Origin of the sequence: Tunturiibacter gelidiferens, from assembly GCF_014201335.1 — a bacterium.
Taxonomy (GTDB): domain Bacteria; phylum Acidobacteriota; class Terriglobia; order Terriglobales; family Acidobacteriaceae; genus Edaphobacter; species Edaphobacter lichenicola_E.
Genome location: NZ_JACHEB010000017.1, coordinates 41,233 through 56,875, shown reverse-complemented (window position 1 = coordinate 56,875; position 15,643 = coordinate 41,233). Strand labels below are relative to the sequence as shown.

The following is a 15,643-nucleotide window of genomic DNA, read 5'->3' as shown; positions in this document are numbered from 1 at the left end:
GCTTCATTTTTTAGTCGACCCTAATTCATTCATCGCTCTAGTTAGATGGACGAATAGCGATCAAGGAAGCCGTTCAATATCAGTATCCGCGACGCCAAGGTATGGTCCACCAATCGCTCTCAGCAAAACCTACAAGCACATCTAAGTCGCCAAGGACTTCGTTGACTTTGACGCCATGACCCGGGGTAGCAAAAGTTCTTCATCGCGGGAGTTTCCAGCGGCTCTCCAATGGAGAGCGTTTGTGGGTTCGGCGGCAAGCGTTTATTGTTCTACTTACTAACATCGATGAACGCTACGACGCCAGTATCACCCTGTTACGGCCGCCCGTTTTTGCCGCATACAGTGCTAAGTCAGATCGGCTCAACAAGTTGCCAGGACTATCGCCTGCCGATACGGCGACGCCGATGCTAATTGTAAAGCGGATGGGTAGACCTTCAGGGGAAGTGACCTCCATCGCAGATGTCGCCGTGCGCACCCGTTCGGCCGTGGACATGGCCTCAGCCGCGTCGGTGTCGGGTAGCACCAACAGAAACTCCTCGCCGCCCCAACGCACCACCACATCTATTGATCTCAGCGTGTTTTTGCAGATTCGTACGAATGCACACAACACTGAATCTCCGGCGGTGTGTCCGAACCCGTCATTGATCGTTTTGAAATGGTCGATGTCCAGCATCAACACAGCGAACGGCCGCCCATTACGTGCCTGCCGATTGGCCTCCGCTATGAGGAACTCGTTGCCCTTTCGGCGGTTGTAGGCTCCAGTGAGAGAATCAACCGTCGCGAGCATCTTCATTTCGTCTTCCAGCCCCTTACGCTCGGTAATATCGCGCGAAACGACTACGAAACCACGCACGGTTCCGGACTCGTCCGGTAGTGCGGTGACGACGGAATTTCCCCAAAGGCGGGATCCATCGCGCTTTAACACCCAACCCTCTATCTCTGTGGATCCGATGCGCTGTGCCTCAGCCAGCAATAGGTCGATTCGCGGCCTATCAGGGTCGTCTGGAGGCTGTAACAAACTCATGCTGCGGCCCTCCACATCGGCAGCGAGCCAGCCGGCATATCGTTGCACGGACTGATTCCATTCTTCGATTAGGCCATCCATCGTGATCGTATAAATTGCGTAATCTCGTACGTTGTCAAAGATCGCGAAGAACTTCTTCCGATCAACGTATAACTTCTCCTCCTGCTTCGAGAGCCTGCTGACATCCGTTAGTACAGCCATATAAACGTTGTCTTTAATTTGATTAACTGTCAGCGAAAGGACCAGTTCCCGCTCGCCTGCGAGCGCTCTAAGCCACTGCTGTTCGACAATGGTTCCGGCGGGTCCGGCGAACCGTGCTACTCGCTGACGCAGATCGGGTGCGATGGGTGTCAGGGCTGAGAAGATATCTAGAAGTGTGTCAGATGTTGTGATGGACGCCAAGAGCGCTGACGCAACTGGGTTCATCATGTCGACTGTCCCGTCGGCACTAAATTTCACAACGCCGACGGGCATCAGATAAAGAAACTGAAGAAGGTCTTCCATAGCGGTCATCACGCCGGAGGCTGAGAATTACCTGAGTTCAACGGCGAGATACATCCGGTCCCGAGTAGGCTGCTTCAGTAGTCTCAGCCTAACCGCAGTAGGTCGCATACCCAGTGTGAAGACATAATCTATAACAGAGTCAATCGCCGGTTCGGTTTCGAATCGATGTGCCACCATGAAATTGTTTGTGCATGGCGCCACGGAGGAAAAGAAATTCCGTCCAAGGACGGTTGCTTTCGTCAGGCCTGACAATCGGCTTTCTGCCGTGTTATAGCTCGTAACCGTGCCGTCTTCCGACATTACCACTACTCCGAAGGGCAGCGTGTCCAGTTCGTTATCATCAGCCGCCTCCAACTGATTAAGCAGGGCTGTATCTCTGAAGTTGCAGTCCATATTCTTTGTCCTCGCGTTGTGCGTTACGACTGTTCTCATAAAGGCTTTAGCACCCGACGAAAAATCTATAAGCTTCGTCCAGCGGAGCTACGTTGGGCCTAATAGTATTCTTTTTCTTTCGCCAAGCGCACGCTATTCCGCTCATCAGTGACGGTCCGGCAGAGAACGCCATAACGCGCGAATTTTGTCCTTACATCAAAGCAAGAACGTGTGCCCATTTCCGATGCAAAAGTCTAGTCTTAGTTGCGGTTTGTAAGTCGTCCTCAAGCTGTTGCCCGCTTTTGATCTGATTAGGCCTTGGCGCAATAGTCAACCAGACTGCTTAGAGTCTGACCTTATCATTAGCTGTGTACGACGGATCCGGGCTCAAAGGTCGTGTGGACGGGTACGTGACCTACCAGTCTGGCTCACAGCTGAGGGCATCTATTGGCCTAGCCAAACCAAAGGTAAGTTTCTTCGGGCGCTCGGCTGTAGCCAGATGTGTCTCGATCCAGGACTCCAGTTCTCGGACCAGGATGCCTTGAGGCAACTCTGAATTTGGAACGATAAAAGCCTTTAGCCGCACACCCTCGTCGGGTCGCATCAAACGGACTGCAGCGTCCGCAACGCCGGGACGAGAAACCAACAAGCTGGCAATTCGTGCAGGATAAACGTTCGTCCCACCCACCTGCACCGAACCGTCCAGGCGTCCGGTGAGATAGAAGCTGCCGTCATCGCGAAATTGAATTCGATCCATAAGCTTAACCTGCATCCCCGAATTATGGAGGAGGTCAGTTTTCCAACGATTGTTTGTGGACGCAGGTTGCCAGTGCGGCATCAATCGATAAGTTTCTTCAGGCCATGCACGAGTGCCTATTCCAGAAGTTTCCGTCGAACCATAGATTTCCGTCATTCCGTGTAAGCCTCTTTCCATGAGCGAATCAATTAGCCGACGCGAGCAAGGAGCCGTTGAGACCACGCCATTAACGCCCGCAGGCCACTTCGTCAGTGTCCGGTTGAGAAATTCCCAATGTTCCGGAATAGAAACGACCAAGTCTCCACGCCGCAGCCAGTGATCTGGCCCAACCTGGCGTACACGCTTGTGAGATAAGACATCAATTCCGAGTTGGTCTGGCAGCATCGCGGTAAAGATAAACCCGTAAATATGATGAGCCAGCGCCAGAGCGACGGCGCGCCTTCGGGTAACAAACAGCTCAGCAAGATGACGAACCTCAACTTGCAGATGTGTAAATTCGTGTGTACATCGTTTCGGTGTGCCGGTCGAGCCGGACGTCCGGAACGTGATGTGGACGACACCGGCCTGCCACCCTGCCTCGATAATGTCTAGCCAATCCCCAAACGTCTTACCGGAAAAAACTTCGATGTCGAGGTTCGCTTCGGACAGGTGAAACATCTCGTTCGTAGCCGCCGCGAGCCCTATAACTTCCAGCGAGTCACAGCCGAGTGAATGTGAACCGTCACCGGCAATCTTTACATCTTCAGGCCACACCCCTGACAAGCGATGCGGAAATTCTTCGTCGCGGAAGACACCTCCCCTAGCAGCTTTGAGCTCTGTTTCGAGCAGGCTCTGAAGAACTCGGGCTAATGCATGGCGAGATAGAAAAGGCGATGACATATCCGGAGGAACTCTAGATCAATGTGTCAGTGTGAAGATACCTTGCGCTTTGACGCGGTTTCATATCGGCACGCTCAATTGAGCGAACCGTAGCCATCATTTCCTAAATAGCCTAGCCGCCCGGCTGTCTCTAGCTCAGAGGGCGTGAGCATCTGTTCTGCATTTGCACGCAGTCAAATAGCTCCACATGACAAGAATTCGCACGCCGGTGGGTTAAGACGCTCATTAGGGAACCTTCCGCAGCCTCTATTTTCAGGTGACCTTACGCCTCGAGCCGTCGTTGCCTCACCTTGCTTTCTTCTTGCCTGGCTTTAGCTTCGATGCGGAACTGATTGTTCTTGTGGGCGATGTTAGTCTCGCCTTTCGCGCCGCGAGGAGCCCTGGGTCGACTTCCTCCCTGATCGTCGGCGTGGAAGTGCGTGTCATCGCTTTTTTATCCAAATTCCCGAAATAATTCCGGTGCCCGCGGTATTTACGGATCTGCTCAGTTTTTAAGAAGTCGACGAGCAATGCGCGTGCTTCCTGTAAATGTGAGATTCGTCTATCAATCGCTAGTATTTCGTTGGTCATGGTTTCCTCGGCATCAGAACGGTTGTCTTGGTCTCACTACTTAAAGGAAAATCAACGAGGTGTAGTTTCTTCCTTCTATTGCCAACAGTGTAGCAATGCAGCTACTGCCGGGCCGCAGAAATCTTGCCCGTCTAGATATGTCAGGAGAGTTTCCTGTCGACCTACGGGGTCGCACCGCTTTTCTGCGCCTGGGGAAGATGGAGCAACTGTCACAGCCGCCTACGTCTCGCAGATTAATACGAAACTAGGATAATAACAACCTATGTTAGCGCAGTCTTATGCCACCGGATGACGGCGTCGTTGATTTTTGATATCGCGAGATTAGACCCCGTCTCTCTAACTCATATTTGAGTAAATCAATTTGTTAGGAGCCCTCTCGCGAAAGCATTACATTCGAAATATTTGCGCAAGAGTGGTGTGCATGAGTGTCATACCACCCCGCACCTCTCCGCGTGTAAAGAGACCAACAAAGAAACCAACAGTGACACGAACAAAGCGACGCGGCACTTTATTGAGCAGACCAGTTCCTCGAAATCTCCACTAGATCAACATAATTCCGTCATCACCACCCAGAATATGACCGCGTACTTATGGAGTCAGGGGCCGAGACGAAGCTCCGAGGTGACACGGCCCAGAAACGAAGACCGCGTACTTCTCCTTGGGTTGTAACGAAGGAGACTAGGCGCTTCATTGTTCGGCGTTCCCGCCATTTGGTTGTATCTTTGCAGAATCGATCCACTTTTTGCAGCCGCGATTCCTCGACGTGAATTCACCACTCGTTTCCCGGCATGATCCTCTTCATAAACTCGTCGAAGAGAGGCGCGGTGAAGGCTGTATCGCCGTGATTTGGACTCCAGATCATACCTTTGATCAAACTCGCTCGAAGGGGTCCCAAGGAGTTTGTGGGCTTACTAAGGATTGAGGCGATATCACCTGAGCGATGAGGCCCAGGACCGAGCTCCGCCATAGCACGCAGATAATGCTTTTCCTTCGGTGTGAGCCGGTCGAAGCGTACGCGAAGAAACTTTCATCGAGAGCGGCTATGGCTTCGGTCGAAGCTGCTCGGACGTCTTCGAGCGATAATCTCAGGGTGCCACTGGCCTCCAAATAAGCAAATGTCTACACCTCATAAATGTATGAAAATTAGTATCTTATATTGGATAGACTAATATTCCTCCCTGTTTGGGGGCCAGTTGACCTCGCCGCATTTTGGGACTTTCTGAGATTACATTCGAGTAGAAGGTTTATTTGGAGGCCACTCAAAGTGACGCTTCTCTACCATTTCGGCATCCACGGGTGCTTGTGTCGTAAGGAGGGCCGCGACCTCATAGTAAGCGAGCTGCCTGAAAGCGCTCGCCGGCGAATTCGTCCGCAACACGTGGACGACAGTAGGGAATTGTTCGGGCGTAGCTTGCGGGCAACGCAATCTGGCAAGAGTAGTGTTAAAAGGTAACGCCCATGGAGCACGCTCATCGTTCGGCCAGAGCCTGCAGAATGCGAAGGCCGCTCGATCCCAGAAAGTCGCTGACGACAATCGACAGTTTGATGTGCATCTCCTCCGGCAGATACTCGATTGACTGTGCATGCACACCCGGTCGCGGATGCTCTTTTGCGATCAGCAGCCGTACCAGCCGCTCTGCGTCCTTAAAGTCACTTGATGACGGTTCCGAGTTAACCCCCGGAACCAGCATGAGTACGTCATTGCCAAGACAAGCCTTCCTGATTCACGATCGACATGTCCGAAGTTGCCGAATTCGCTACGCAGTGGCCGAAGACTGTCCATGAATCCGGCTCGGCCTGGGCGTAAAGGTGCTAGAGGTCGTTCGCGTCCTTTTGCGACAGCTCGATCACGTTTGCCCGGGCCCAACTCCACTTCATCCTTATCTACGCGTCGAATAGTTGAGATCGCGATAAAGAGAACATCTAGCTAAATAAGGACATAATGCCGCGTTTAGTGTGGCATAATGTCCATATGGCTCAAGCTATCCACGCCGCTGAACAGTCCCGCTTTCTGATATCTCTGCGGCTCGATCTGGAAAGCGTCGAAGCGGGAGTGTCGGTCGAGACGATGACAAACTTCGTTTCGGCGTCCGGAGTGGATCTCAAGGACATTTACGACATCGTGATCCCAGCGCGGACGCTCAAGCATCGGCGCTCACGCAAGCAATCGCTTTCGCGGGACGAGTCCGACAAGTTGGCAAGGTTAGTGCGCGTCTTCGACCAGGCCGTGTCCGTCTTCGGTGATGTGGAGCAGGCACGTAAGTGGCTCAACAAGCCGAAGAAGCGCTTCGATGAACGGACTCCGCTCCAGATGCTTCGCACCGATTTCGGCGGCCGAATGGTCGAGGAAATGTTGGGACAAATCGACGAAGGTATGTTCGCCTAGTGGGAATAAAGGACCTGTGGCGTATCAGTAATCACCGGTCCCTCAGCGGAGAAGGCGGGCTCAAGTATGCGGCGCGATGGCATAGCGTGGGTCGTCGCATCGTCTATCTCGCAGAGTCGCCAGCCGGTGCAATGGTCGAAGTTCTCGTCCATCTGGAACTCGAAGATGATTTGCCAGTCGGATACACGCTTCTTCGCGTGAGGGTGCCGGATGATCTGCCGCTTGAAGAGATCAACGTTCCGAAGAGCAATGCATGGAAATCAAATCACAATCTCAGCCGAAGCCTCGGAGACGAGTGGCTCGCGAGAAGGACAACAGCCTTGGCGCGGGTTCCCTCTGCCCTCCTCCCAAACACATGGAACTACCTGCTCAATCCGTTGCATCGCGACGCGGAACTCATTCAGATCGTAGATAGCACGCGAGCTGAGTTCGATTCTCGGCTGCTAAAACACTTACGCGGCTGAGGCGATCGGGCCGATGGCCGACGAGCGCTAATAGACAGCCAACTCCGTCGATTTTTAGGCCAGTTGACCCCACCGCATTCGGATTTTCTGAAATTACAATTTGAATTGAAGTCTATTTTGAAAGCCACTCAAAAGTGGCGCTTCTGTACCAGCTCGGCATCAACGGTTTCTTGTGTCGTAAGGATGGCGGCAACCTCAGCGACCTCATAGTAAGCGAGGTGCCGAAGCGTTCGCCGGCGGATCATCCGCTCAGCGAAGAGCGCGCGAGGGTGGTTCGAGTGGCTCTCCGAGCGCATGTTCAGTGGCGCCACGGAACTGAACTCGGAGGGTAGGTGCTGAACCAGTATACCTACTAAAGTAGGAAGGGATGGTTGCTCTGTGCGGCAGATTTTACTGCAAGTGCGCGGGAGCCAACTCGAGAGGCGGAGATGACGATTTGAAGGCTTGGCCATCTGAAGTCCACGCTGTCGGGCCCATGACCAGTAACGGAAGTGATACCCTTGCCGAAATTCGCGCCGCTTCGCCAAATGTGCGCCAGAACCATTAGTTGGCACATTCTTGTTCGGATTATCTGGTACACGGTCGTTCCAGGCTTACCGCATGATCCGGGAAAGCGTCTAAAGCTTCATATTGCCTCGAAATGTGCCTTCCAACGGCATCCTATGTGACCGCAACGACTCGGCAGCAAACTCGTGCCGAACTATCGTGGCATTTACACTTTTGCGACTCTAGCCGATAAAGAACTTACAGATTCAGACTGTTTTTGCCGGTCCAGGTTCTTCGATGAAGAGTATACTTGCCGCCGTCTTGATTGCTCTTGGATGGGCATCAGCTGTCGATGCAGCAGTGCCCGGCACACTGATGACTCTGCACGCCGTTCATGAATTGAGCCATGACGAGGCTGCACAAGGGCCGACTGTATTCTTCGAGGCTACTGTTACCTATTACAGCGCTAAAGACGTAGACATGTTCGTTCAAGAGGGCGATGCGGCAGTCTATGTCCAATTTACAAAGGGCGCAAACCTGATTCCAGGCGATCGGGTACGTGTGGAGGGTCACGCGCGTGATAGTTTCCGTCCTGACGTGGTTGGTGATCGCGTAACATTTTTGCGTCACGGTGCGTTACCCGAGCCAGTGCGTGCTACTTTCGACCAGATGATTCGCGGACAACTGGATTGCATGCGGATGAAGGTGCGCGGCGTGGTCCGCAGCGCCAATATGGTGACCGAAGACGGTTCACGCGTCATCAAGTTTCATATGGTCGTGGACGGCGGGTATGTTAATGGCCTTGTGGTGAGTGACGAGGCGCACGCGACAGGCGATCTTCTTGACGCCGAGGTTGAGGTGACCGCAGTCGTTGCCGGCAGCTTCGACAGCAAGATGCAATTGACAGGAATTCTGCTCGAGATTCCCAATTTGTCTGACATCCGAATTGTGAAGCGCGCAAGTGCCGGCCCATGGACACTTCCTCTCATCCCCATGGACCGGATTCTCTCTGTCTATCACGTGGACGATCAGACCCAGAGGGTCCGGGTACACGGGATCATCACTTACTATCAACCCGGAGCGGCAGTCGTGCTTCAGGACGGCACAAGGAGCATCTGGATTTCGACTCGTACAGATGAGCCCTTGCAGCTTGGTGACGAAGCCGACGCGACAGGATTTCCAGAATCGCACGATCACATGCTGACGCTGGCCGACGGTGAAATCCAGGACAACCACATTTCGGCGCCCGTCAAGCCTCAACGGGCCACATGGCAAGAGCTAGGTTTCTGGAGCCACGACAATCTTAGCGGACACCAGACTGACTTAGTGTCGATCGAAGGTCAGGTAACGACGGAAGCGCGGTTGGCAACTCAGGACGAGTATGTACTTGTGTCCGGCGGGCGCATGCTCACGGCCATCTACCGTCATCCGCCTGGCGACACCGAGCTTTTGCCCATGAAGCTGATACCGCTTGGGTCGAAGATCAGGGTGACCGGCATTTGCTCCATGTTGGATACGAACTCGGTCAACCCAGGCTTTGAATCCTCCTTCAACATTTTGTTGCGCTCCTTCGACGATATTACGGTTGTTGAGAAACCCTCGATAGTAAATGTGCGCAGTCTGTTGATCCTTGTTGGCTTTCTATTGGGCCTGGTATTGGTTGTGGGTGCAAGGGGTTGGTCGCTCGACCGCAAGGTAAAGAGACAGGCGGTTGCGATGGCGGCGCGCATCGAGAGAGAAGCCAAGCTCGAGCGGCACCGCAGCGCTATCCTCGAGGACATTCACGGAAAGCGCCCCCTGGACGAGATCCTTCTCGAGACAACAAACATGGTCTCGTTGCGGCTCAACGGCGCGCCTTGCTGGTGCAGAACTGTCGATGGAACACAATCTGGGAATCGGCCGCCCGACGTTACGAACATGCGCGTGGTTCGCGAACAGATACCTGTCCGTTCCGTTTCGCCGCTCGCCGAAATATTCGTTGCCCTCGATGCAGATTCTTTGCGGGACTCCACGGAGTCCGAGACCATGTCGATGGCCGCCGGGCTTGCATTTCTGGCAATCGAATCCAGGCGTGTTTATTCGGACCTGTTGCAGCGCTCAGAGTTCGATTCGCTGACCGGACTTCACAATCGCTTCTCCTTCGAGAGACGCGTACGAACAGCTCTCGAAGAAGTACATCAACGGGATGGAATCCACGGACTCATCTACATCGATCTTGATCAGTTCAAATCGATAAACGACCGGTACGGCCACCGAGTCGGGGACATGTACCTGCAGGAAGCTTCCGTACGAATGAAGCGTCAGCTTCGCAACGTGGACATGTTGGCGCGCTACGGGGGTGATGAGTTCACTGCATTCGTACCTAGGGTTCGCAGTAAGACCGATATGGAGGATGTGACCGAACGCCTGAAGCGGTGTTTTGACGAGCCGTACCTGCTCGAAGGCCATTCCTTCCAAGGTTCAGCCAGTGTTGGGATTGCGCTGTATCCGGAAGATGGCGAGAGTATGACCTGCTTGCTAAGCACCGCCGACGCTGCGATGTATGTCGCCAAACAGACCAGAGGTGAAACTGTTCACGAACTTGGACACAACACTGACCATGTAAGCTAATATTCATCTTCGAGTGAAGTGAATGCACATAGCCCTGAGTAAAAGCTTTATGGATATTCTGGTATTCGAAAATGATAAGGAATCGCGTCTCTGATCGAGCGTGATTCGAAGACTGGCCCCGGCCCTTGTGGATCAGCCCCCACCAACGTTCTCACGAAGCCGGTCAACAGACGGCTGTTTTCCGCCGCCTTCGTCATACGATCGGCCGATCTAAGCGCATGGCTACTGAGAAGATATCCGGATATCACGGATATACTCAGCAGACCTGGCATGAGCAACATCGACGCACCGCGATAATCTCAGGGTGCCACTGGCCTCCAAATAAGCAAGTGTCAACACCTCATAAATGTATGAAAATTAGTATCTTATATTGGATAAACTAATATTCCTCCCTGTTTGGGGGCCAGTTGACCTCGCCGCATTTTGGGACTTTCTGAGATTACATTCGAGTAGAAGGTTTATTTGGAGCCCACTCAAAGTGACGCTTCTCTACCAATTCAGCATCCACGGGTGCTTGTGTCGTAAGGAGGGTCGCGACCTCATAGTAAGCGAGCTGCCTGAAAGCGCTCGCCGGCAGATCATCCGCTCAGCAAAGAAGGCGCGAGGGCGGTTCGAGTGGCTCTGCGAGCGCATGTTCAGACGCAAACGATTTTTGCGCTGCCGAGATCTCGCCTACAAAATCGACGCGTACCAACCCCCGCGGCCCTGGATTAGCCGTTCCTGCATAAGTGAATCTGCAGGAACGGCTTTTTAGTCAGCGTCCAACTACGATGACCGAGAAGGTACCGGGAATCGGAGTGGGGCGGTATTGCAGTTCTTCGGAGGCAGTTTCGGTATTCTTGCCGAATTTTGAGGTTAGGAGGTATGCCTTGGCATCCTTCAGGCTGACGATCATTGTTCTGGCGCCGGGATCAGTCTTGACCCGCTGGAGTTTGGAGTATTTGAGTGGGGAGTCTCGGCGAAAGATCAGAAGCGAACCTTCGGGGTCGGCTACAAAGAGCAAGTTGTGTTTAGCGTCGAAGTCAATGTCGCCGGCGTTGGCTGGGGCGTCGGCTATTTCGGTGACTTTTCCCGTGTCAGCGTTGACGGCAACGAGTTTGTGATCTTCGCAGGTGGTGAAGAGCTGGTGACGGACGCTGTCGATCGCGAGACCGCTGGGACCGGTGCATGGCGCTAGTTGCCAGGACGATGTGACTTTCTTTGCGGCGGCGTCGATGCGAGTGATCTCGCCAGGTGCAGGAAGCGCGACGAAGATGGCGCCGTTGCCATCGCCTACGGCGGAGCTGGGCCGCCCGGGAAGTAGGATGGTTTCGGTGACCTGATTGGTGGCGCTGTCGATGACGGTTACGCTGCGGCCGCGCGAGTTGAATACAAGGACGGATTTAGAGACGGGATCGAAGACGATAGCGGCGGGAACTGCTCCAGTCGGAATGGATGTGACCAGTTTGAGTGTGGAGCGGTCGAAGAGACGGACGAAGCCGGCGCTACCGTCGGTGACATCGGTGACGTAGCCGTATTTGCCGGAGTCATCGAGGCAATGTTGCGGATGTTCTTCATGTCTGGAACTTCGCCGATGACCCTGCCAGTCTCGGTGTCGACGACCATCACACGATTTGTGCGCGGGATGTAGAGAGATGGGTGGGAGCATCGAGAACGAGAAAGCCCCAGCCTCCTTTGCCGCCGAGGTTCCACTGGTCCTGCACATGAAATTGGGGAAGAGCTGTTGGCGTCGCTGCCAGAAGTAAGTGCGTCCCACAGGCTAATGTTATGCCGAGTACGAGTAAGGTCAAAGTTAGTTTGAGTATTTGCTGTAAGTAGGTATTTATTTTATTCATGGCCAGTTTCTTTTTCGAAAAGTACTTCGGGGTACCTGGTGCAGTTATTTGTAGCCAGAGCCGGAGTCCTTATCCGTGAGTGTCGCTACTCCAGAAATCTCGCAAACGTCGGAAAGCGGAATGTAGGGTAATCGGATTCCTCGTGTAGCGATGGCATAAAACTGATGCCAGACCAGATACAGAACGGCTCGGTTGAACATCTCAACGAAGTTGTCGGGTAGGTCGGCTGTCAAGTCCAGTTGCACAAACTCCCTTGCGGATTGCCGTGTGGTCTGGATCGCGGTTCTTACTGCGTTCAGGTTTGGGCACGCGCGGCTCCCGGTATATAAGGCGAGGCCGGTTTTCATGCTCGCACCCGACTCGGGTAGCTAATATCCTTGTCGTCCCACGTGCCATTCCAAATGGCTGATGTCGCTTGTTCAAATAGCCAACTAGCTCGATCCAATTCAAGCAGGGAATAAAAGAGGGGGACTCGGGCCAGCGGATGAGGTAGTCCCAAAACCAGGCTGGCTTCTGCCATGTCTCCTCCGCTCTTCTGCGATATCAATGACCATTTCATTCGGGCAATCTTGCTGAGAGTAAGCCGCCCAGTGCTGTCCAGTTTGCGCAGCCAAGGCTTGAGGCGCTTTTCATATGTCTCAAGCGGTTCACGAAATAGTTCTGGGCGTGAGCCTTGAAGCCGTCTGTGCCATTCGCGCAGAAGAGTATCTGCGACGGGATGTATCGGGTAAGAGAGATGTAGCGTGCGAACAATTTCCATTCCGGGCACTTTGGGGCGTTCCGCCTTATACAGAGGCTCGATCGCGCGCCAACACCAACGGGATACCTCTTGCTCTTGCTTCGAGGGTACAAACAGAAAGTTGCCTTCCGAAACACGGTCATGCCGTATGCTCGCTGATGCCGCAATCGGTCGTGCCGTTTCCAAACTGACTGCGATCAACGTGCAATTTTCGAGCTCCACTTCGTCAACTTGCCCCGAACGTGCAGCTTTTGCGGTCGAAACCAAAGTTTGCAACAGAGTTTCCTGGATCTCTTTTGGCCGGAGGTGTATCGCTGACCAGGGCATGCGGTCTTTGTCAATCTCGATCGTCATCGCACGTTTCCGCGCAGCGGCGAGTTTTCCAGGGGTGCTACCGCACTGTTGTTTGTCGCCTTGTCGTGCGGATCCCCTGCCAAAGCTAGTTCGGCCGGATCCACGTCGTGTGCAAGTGCCTGCTCAGAAGAGCAGAGCCTGCTCAGAAGAGCAGAGCATGCTCAAAAGTGGCTTCACATTTTGAGGAGTTTATTCCTCTTATGATTTCGCTCGTTGCTTCAGTAGCTCGGACGGAAGGCCGCTGGCCCGTGTTCTGATCCGTCAACGAATCCCCATTTATATGCTGTGGGGTGGCCACAATCCTCAGGTCCCGATTGTGATCGAGACCTGAAGCATTCCAAATAGATATCAAACTGGGCGAAGCTTTGCAAGCTATGGCTAGATTTTCCGGTACACTTTCGATTTTTACACTACATATTTCTGCGACGTCCACTTGTCTCCCGTCAATGCCTCCTCGCCCGTCCAGCGGGGTGCCGTTCGCACTTCGTTTTGAACCATTCGGCGACTCTGGGTTTGTAGGTGAACTATGGCATCCCTCCGCTAACTCATCCGACAAAGGCCGCTTGACGACTAAGATAATTTTTTTTACTTTATGGTTAATTATTACGAACGGATCCAACGCCTCAATTGATTTCTGCATCGGAGGATTATCACTCGAGGTATCCCATGAATTCCTTTCGTCTGCCTATAACTATCGCCCTTCTTTGCGTCCTAGCGTTCACAGGTTCAGCCTATGCGAACACTTATGACTTTTCAGTAACTGGATCATCCGGAACGTTCAGCGGAGCTGGAACTCTCACTGCAACATCGATTGGGAGCGGAGAATATCTGATCACTGCTATTACTGGTACCGGGGTAACAGGATTAATCGCACCCGGAAGCTTTAATGGCAACGATGATCTACTCTTTCCCTCAAGCCTGCCACAGTTAAGTTCGAATGGATTTAGCTTTATAGACGTAAACGGGCCTGATAAGTTCGACGTAAATATTTTTAATAATGGCTCGGGGTATTTCGCTTATCTACAAGATGAGGACCACTTTACCGAAACCGTCCCTGTCACGTTTGCGCTTACCGCGACAATTCCAGAGCCTTCTACGCTAATCCTGCTGAGTACAGGCATCTTTGGCCTAACTGGGGTTGTGCGCCGCAATTCCTTCTGATACCCGGCCGAACGCGTCGGCCTATAGCAAAGCACTCATAATGTTCGGAACTGACGATGTCTTCTAGGGCAAGACCGATCCTTCACCACCATTAGGCTGATAACCGATATGGCCGATGACTGGCAGGCGGTTGCCTGGGAGGGCGTCTACCTGCCTCTATTAGGCTGATGCGATTCTCCTATGGTTTCCATCGTGACGTTGCCGTATCCACATTATCTGCTGTCGACAGGACGTTTCGCGCCATTGCGGCGTACTCCATCGGTTGTTGCAAATACGTCAGGAACAACATCTCGGAGTTATGGGCGGCTCATCTCGAGATCAAGGGAGCGGGGCAATGTGCATGATCCGCTACAGCTGCAGCGACTTGGCCGCACTGGTCATAAAAAGTGGCCTAATACCAACGATGCATCAATTGCAATTCTCTACACTACAGAGTCTAAACAATGCCAGCAGGCTAATGGCGCTGTTCGTTTGTTACGGCAACATTATGCAGCATCGACGTGGCCAAAGAGACAGCGCTCTTTGGCCCCAGATCTCCCGCTGAAAGAGAATTGACCAAAGAGGGGTGCTGTATCAGGTTTTCCATGACTCCGTGTGGTTGCCACATGGAGTTGCGTATGTACATACGCAACTCAGCCCCGTGGCACAGTTGGTGCGCCTGGGTGATTCCCTAGAATGTGGTATTTCAGCTTGAGTTTGGTCGATTGAGGTGTTAATCTCGTGCAGAGGATGGCGAACAAATGGAGAAGCTTGAGTCTGCATACCCAGATGATGATTTTAAGTTGGTGTCTCCACCTGACATCAGCGGAGAGTTGTTTGTGAAGGCCGTACTCGAGGACATGGAGCACCCTCAGCCAAAGCGTCCACTTCAATGCGTAACCGTAAAGATGCCCTTGCCGTCATATCTCAGAATGAAGCGAGCCGCCCAAAAGTGGAATTTGACCTATACCGATGTGATCAATTTCTGCACTCAACGCGTGGTCCCGATACTCGAGACGCCATCTGGTAAAGTTGCCGAGATGCTCGAACAGCATCGCATCGAAGGCGAAAACCGAAAAGCAATCCGATCCTTGAGGCTAAAGTCTTATGTTCCGGATTGATTCGCTGAAATACAGATGTTGAATCCTGGGCTGCTGATGCAGCTGTGCTGTTGATGCAGCTGTGCTGTTGATGCGATCTGATCGATGGCGGACAAGCGATTGCACCAGTTCCCAAATAAAACCACAACGATAATGAGACTTATGTCTTAATTATTACGTCGGCGGTCCCTGAACCGCATGCGACCTATCTTAGGTCTCGTTAGAGTTCGTGGCGGAAGCGGTGCGGCTCCAAAATCCGACCGTGATTCTCGTTGCGCACGCTGCCAGGTTCAGTTCCTGATCATTTGAAAAGCGGTTCCGTTTCCGGACGTAGCCGCACCGGCGATGGCGAGGACGCCGCGCGCAGGCAGGAGCTGGAATACGGTGCTCGAACTTAGAACAATTGAAGGACAGACTGACATT

At 53.1% G+C, this 15,643-nt stretch carries 13 protein-coding genes; 5 read left to right on the top strand and 8 right to left on the bottom strand.

Annotated elements, in window-relative coordinates; translation table 11 throughout:
- Positions 1–292: 292 nt before the first annotated feature.
- The 4 genes from HDF14_RS25100 to HDF14_RS25085 all read right to left on the bottom strand — a co-directional run bounded on the left by HDF14_RS25100 (position 293) and on the right by HDF14_RS25085 (position 5,797).
- A complete protein-coding gene (locus tag HDF14_RS25100) occupies positions 293–1,528 on the bottom strand; it encodes a sensor domain-containing diguanylate cyclase (protein WP_183981503.1) in 1,236 nt (411 codons plus the stop codon).
- A 27-nt stretch (positions 1,529–1,555) separates the two neighbouring features.
- Positions 1,556–1,921 carry a PAS domain-containing protein gene (locus HDF14_RS27790; RefSeq protein ID WP_183981502.1) on the bottom strand — a complete coding sequence of 122 codons (366 nt, stop codon included), beginning with the start codon at positions 1,919–1,921 and terminating at the stop codon, positions 1,556–1,558.
- Positions 1,922–2,315: 394 nt separating this feature from the next.
- The gene (locus tag HDF14_RS25090) at positions 2,316–3,536 is read right to left on the bottom strand and encodes an AMP-binding protein (RefSeq protein ID WP_183981501.1); all 1,221 of its coding nucleotides are present in this window, start codon (positions 3,534–3,536) and stop codon (positions 2,316–2,318) included.
- Positions 3,537–5,575: 2,039 nt separating this feature from the next.
- Complete coding sequence (locus tag HDF14_RS25085; protein ID WP_183981500.1) at positions 5,576–5,797, bottom strand: hypothetical protein; 222 nt, start codon at positions 5,795–5,797, stop codon at positions 5,576–5,578.
- A 281-nt stretch (positions 5,798–6,078) separates the two neighbouring features.
- Between HDF14_RS25085 and parS the strand changes: the two genes are divergently transcribed.
- Both parS and HDF14_RS25075 read left to right on the top strand, forming a co-directional pair.
- A complete protein-coding gene (gene parS, locus HDF14_RS25080) occupies positions 6,079–6,492 on the top strand; it encodes a type II RES/Xre toxin-antitoxin system antitoxin (protein ID WP_183981499.1) in 414 nt (137 codons plus the stop codon).
- On the top strand, positions 6,492–6,956 hold the full coding sequence (locus tag HDF14_RS25075) for an RES family NAD+ phosphorylase (protein WP_221304881.1): 465 nt from the start codon (positions 6,492–6,494) through the stop codon (positions 6,954–6,956). The genes parS and HDF14_RS25075 overlap by 1 nt, the downstream gene beginning before the upstream one ends.
- Before the next feature lie 128 nt (positions 6,957–7,084).
- Here HDF14_RS25075 and HDF14_RS25070 read toward each other — a convergent pair whose 3' ends face one another.
- The gene (locus HDF14_RS25070; protein ID WP_183981498.1) at positions 7,085–7,267 is read right to left on the bottom strand and encodes a hypothetical protein; all 183 of its coding nucleotides are present in this window, start codon (positions 7,265–7,267) and stop codon (positions 7,085–7,087) included.
- A gap of 472 nt (positions 7,268–7,739) precedes the next feature.
- Between HDF14_RS25070 and HDF14_RS25065 the strand changes: the two genes are divergently transcribed.
- Positions 7,740–10,052, top strand: coding sequence for a GGDEF domain-containing protein (locus tag HDF14_RS25065; protein WP_183981497.1), 2,313 nt, complete (start codon positions 7,740–7,742; stop codon positions 10,050–10,052).
- Positions 10,053–10,806: 754 nt separating this feature from the next.
- Here HDF14_RS25065 and HDF14_RS25060 read toward each other — a convergent pair.
- The 3 genes from HDF14_RS25060 to HDF14_RS25050 form a co-directional block, all read right to left on the bottom strand.
- Entirely contained in the window at positions 10,807–11,757 is a 951-nt protein-coding gene (locus HDF14_RS25060) for a YncE family protein (protein WP_260698580.1), read from the bottom strand.
- 174 nt (positions 11,758–11,931) lie between these two features.
- Entirely contained in the window at positions 11,932–12,234 is a 303-nt protein-coding gene (locus tag HDF14_RS25055; RefSeq protein WP_183981496.1) for a hypothetical protein, read from the bottom strand.
- Positions 12,231–12,980 (bottom strand): hypothetical protein, encoded by a 750-nt coding sequence (locus HDF14_RS25050; protein WP_183981495.1) that lies wholly within the window; start codon positions 12,978–12,980, stop codon positions 12,231–12,233. Before HDF14_RS25050 ends, HDF14_RS25055 begins: the two co-directional genes overlap by 4 nt.
- Before the next feature lie 666 nt (positions 12,981–13,646).
- Between HDF14_RS25050 and HDF14_RS25045 the strand changes: the two genes are divergently transcribed.
- The gene (locus HDF14_RS25045; protein ID WP_183981494.1) at positions 13,647–14,141 is read left to right on the top strand and encodes a PEP-CTERM sorting domain-containing protein; all 495 of its coding nucleotides are present in this window, start codon (positions 13,647–13,649) and stop codon (positions 14,139–14,141) included.
- 740 nt (positions 14,142–14,881) lie between these two features.
- Positions 14,882–15,241, top strand: a complete 360-nt coding sequence (locus HDF14_RS25040; protein ID WP_183981493.1) for a hypothetical protein — start codon at positions 14,882–14,884, stop codon at positions 15,239–15,241.
- Positions 15,242–15,643: the final 402 nt, after the last annotated feature.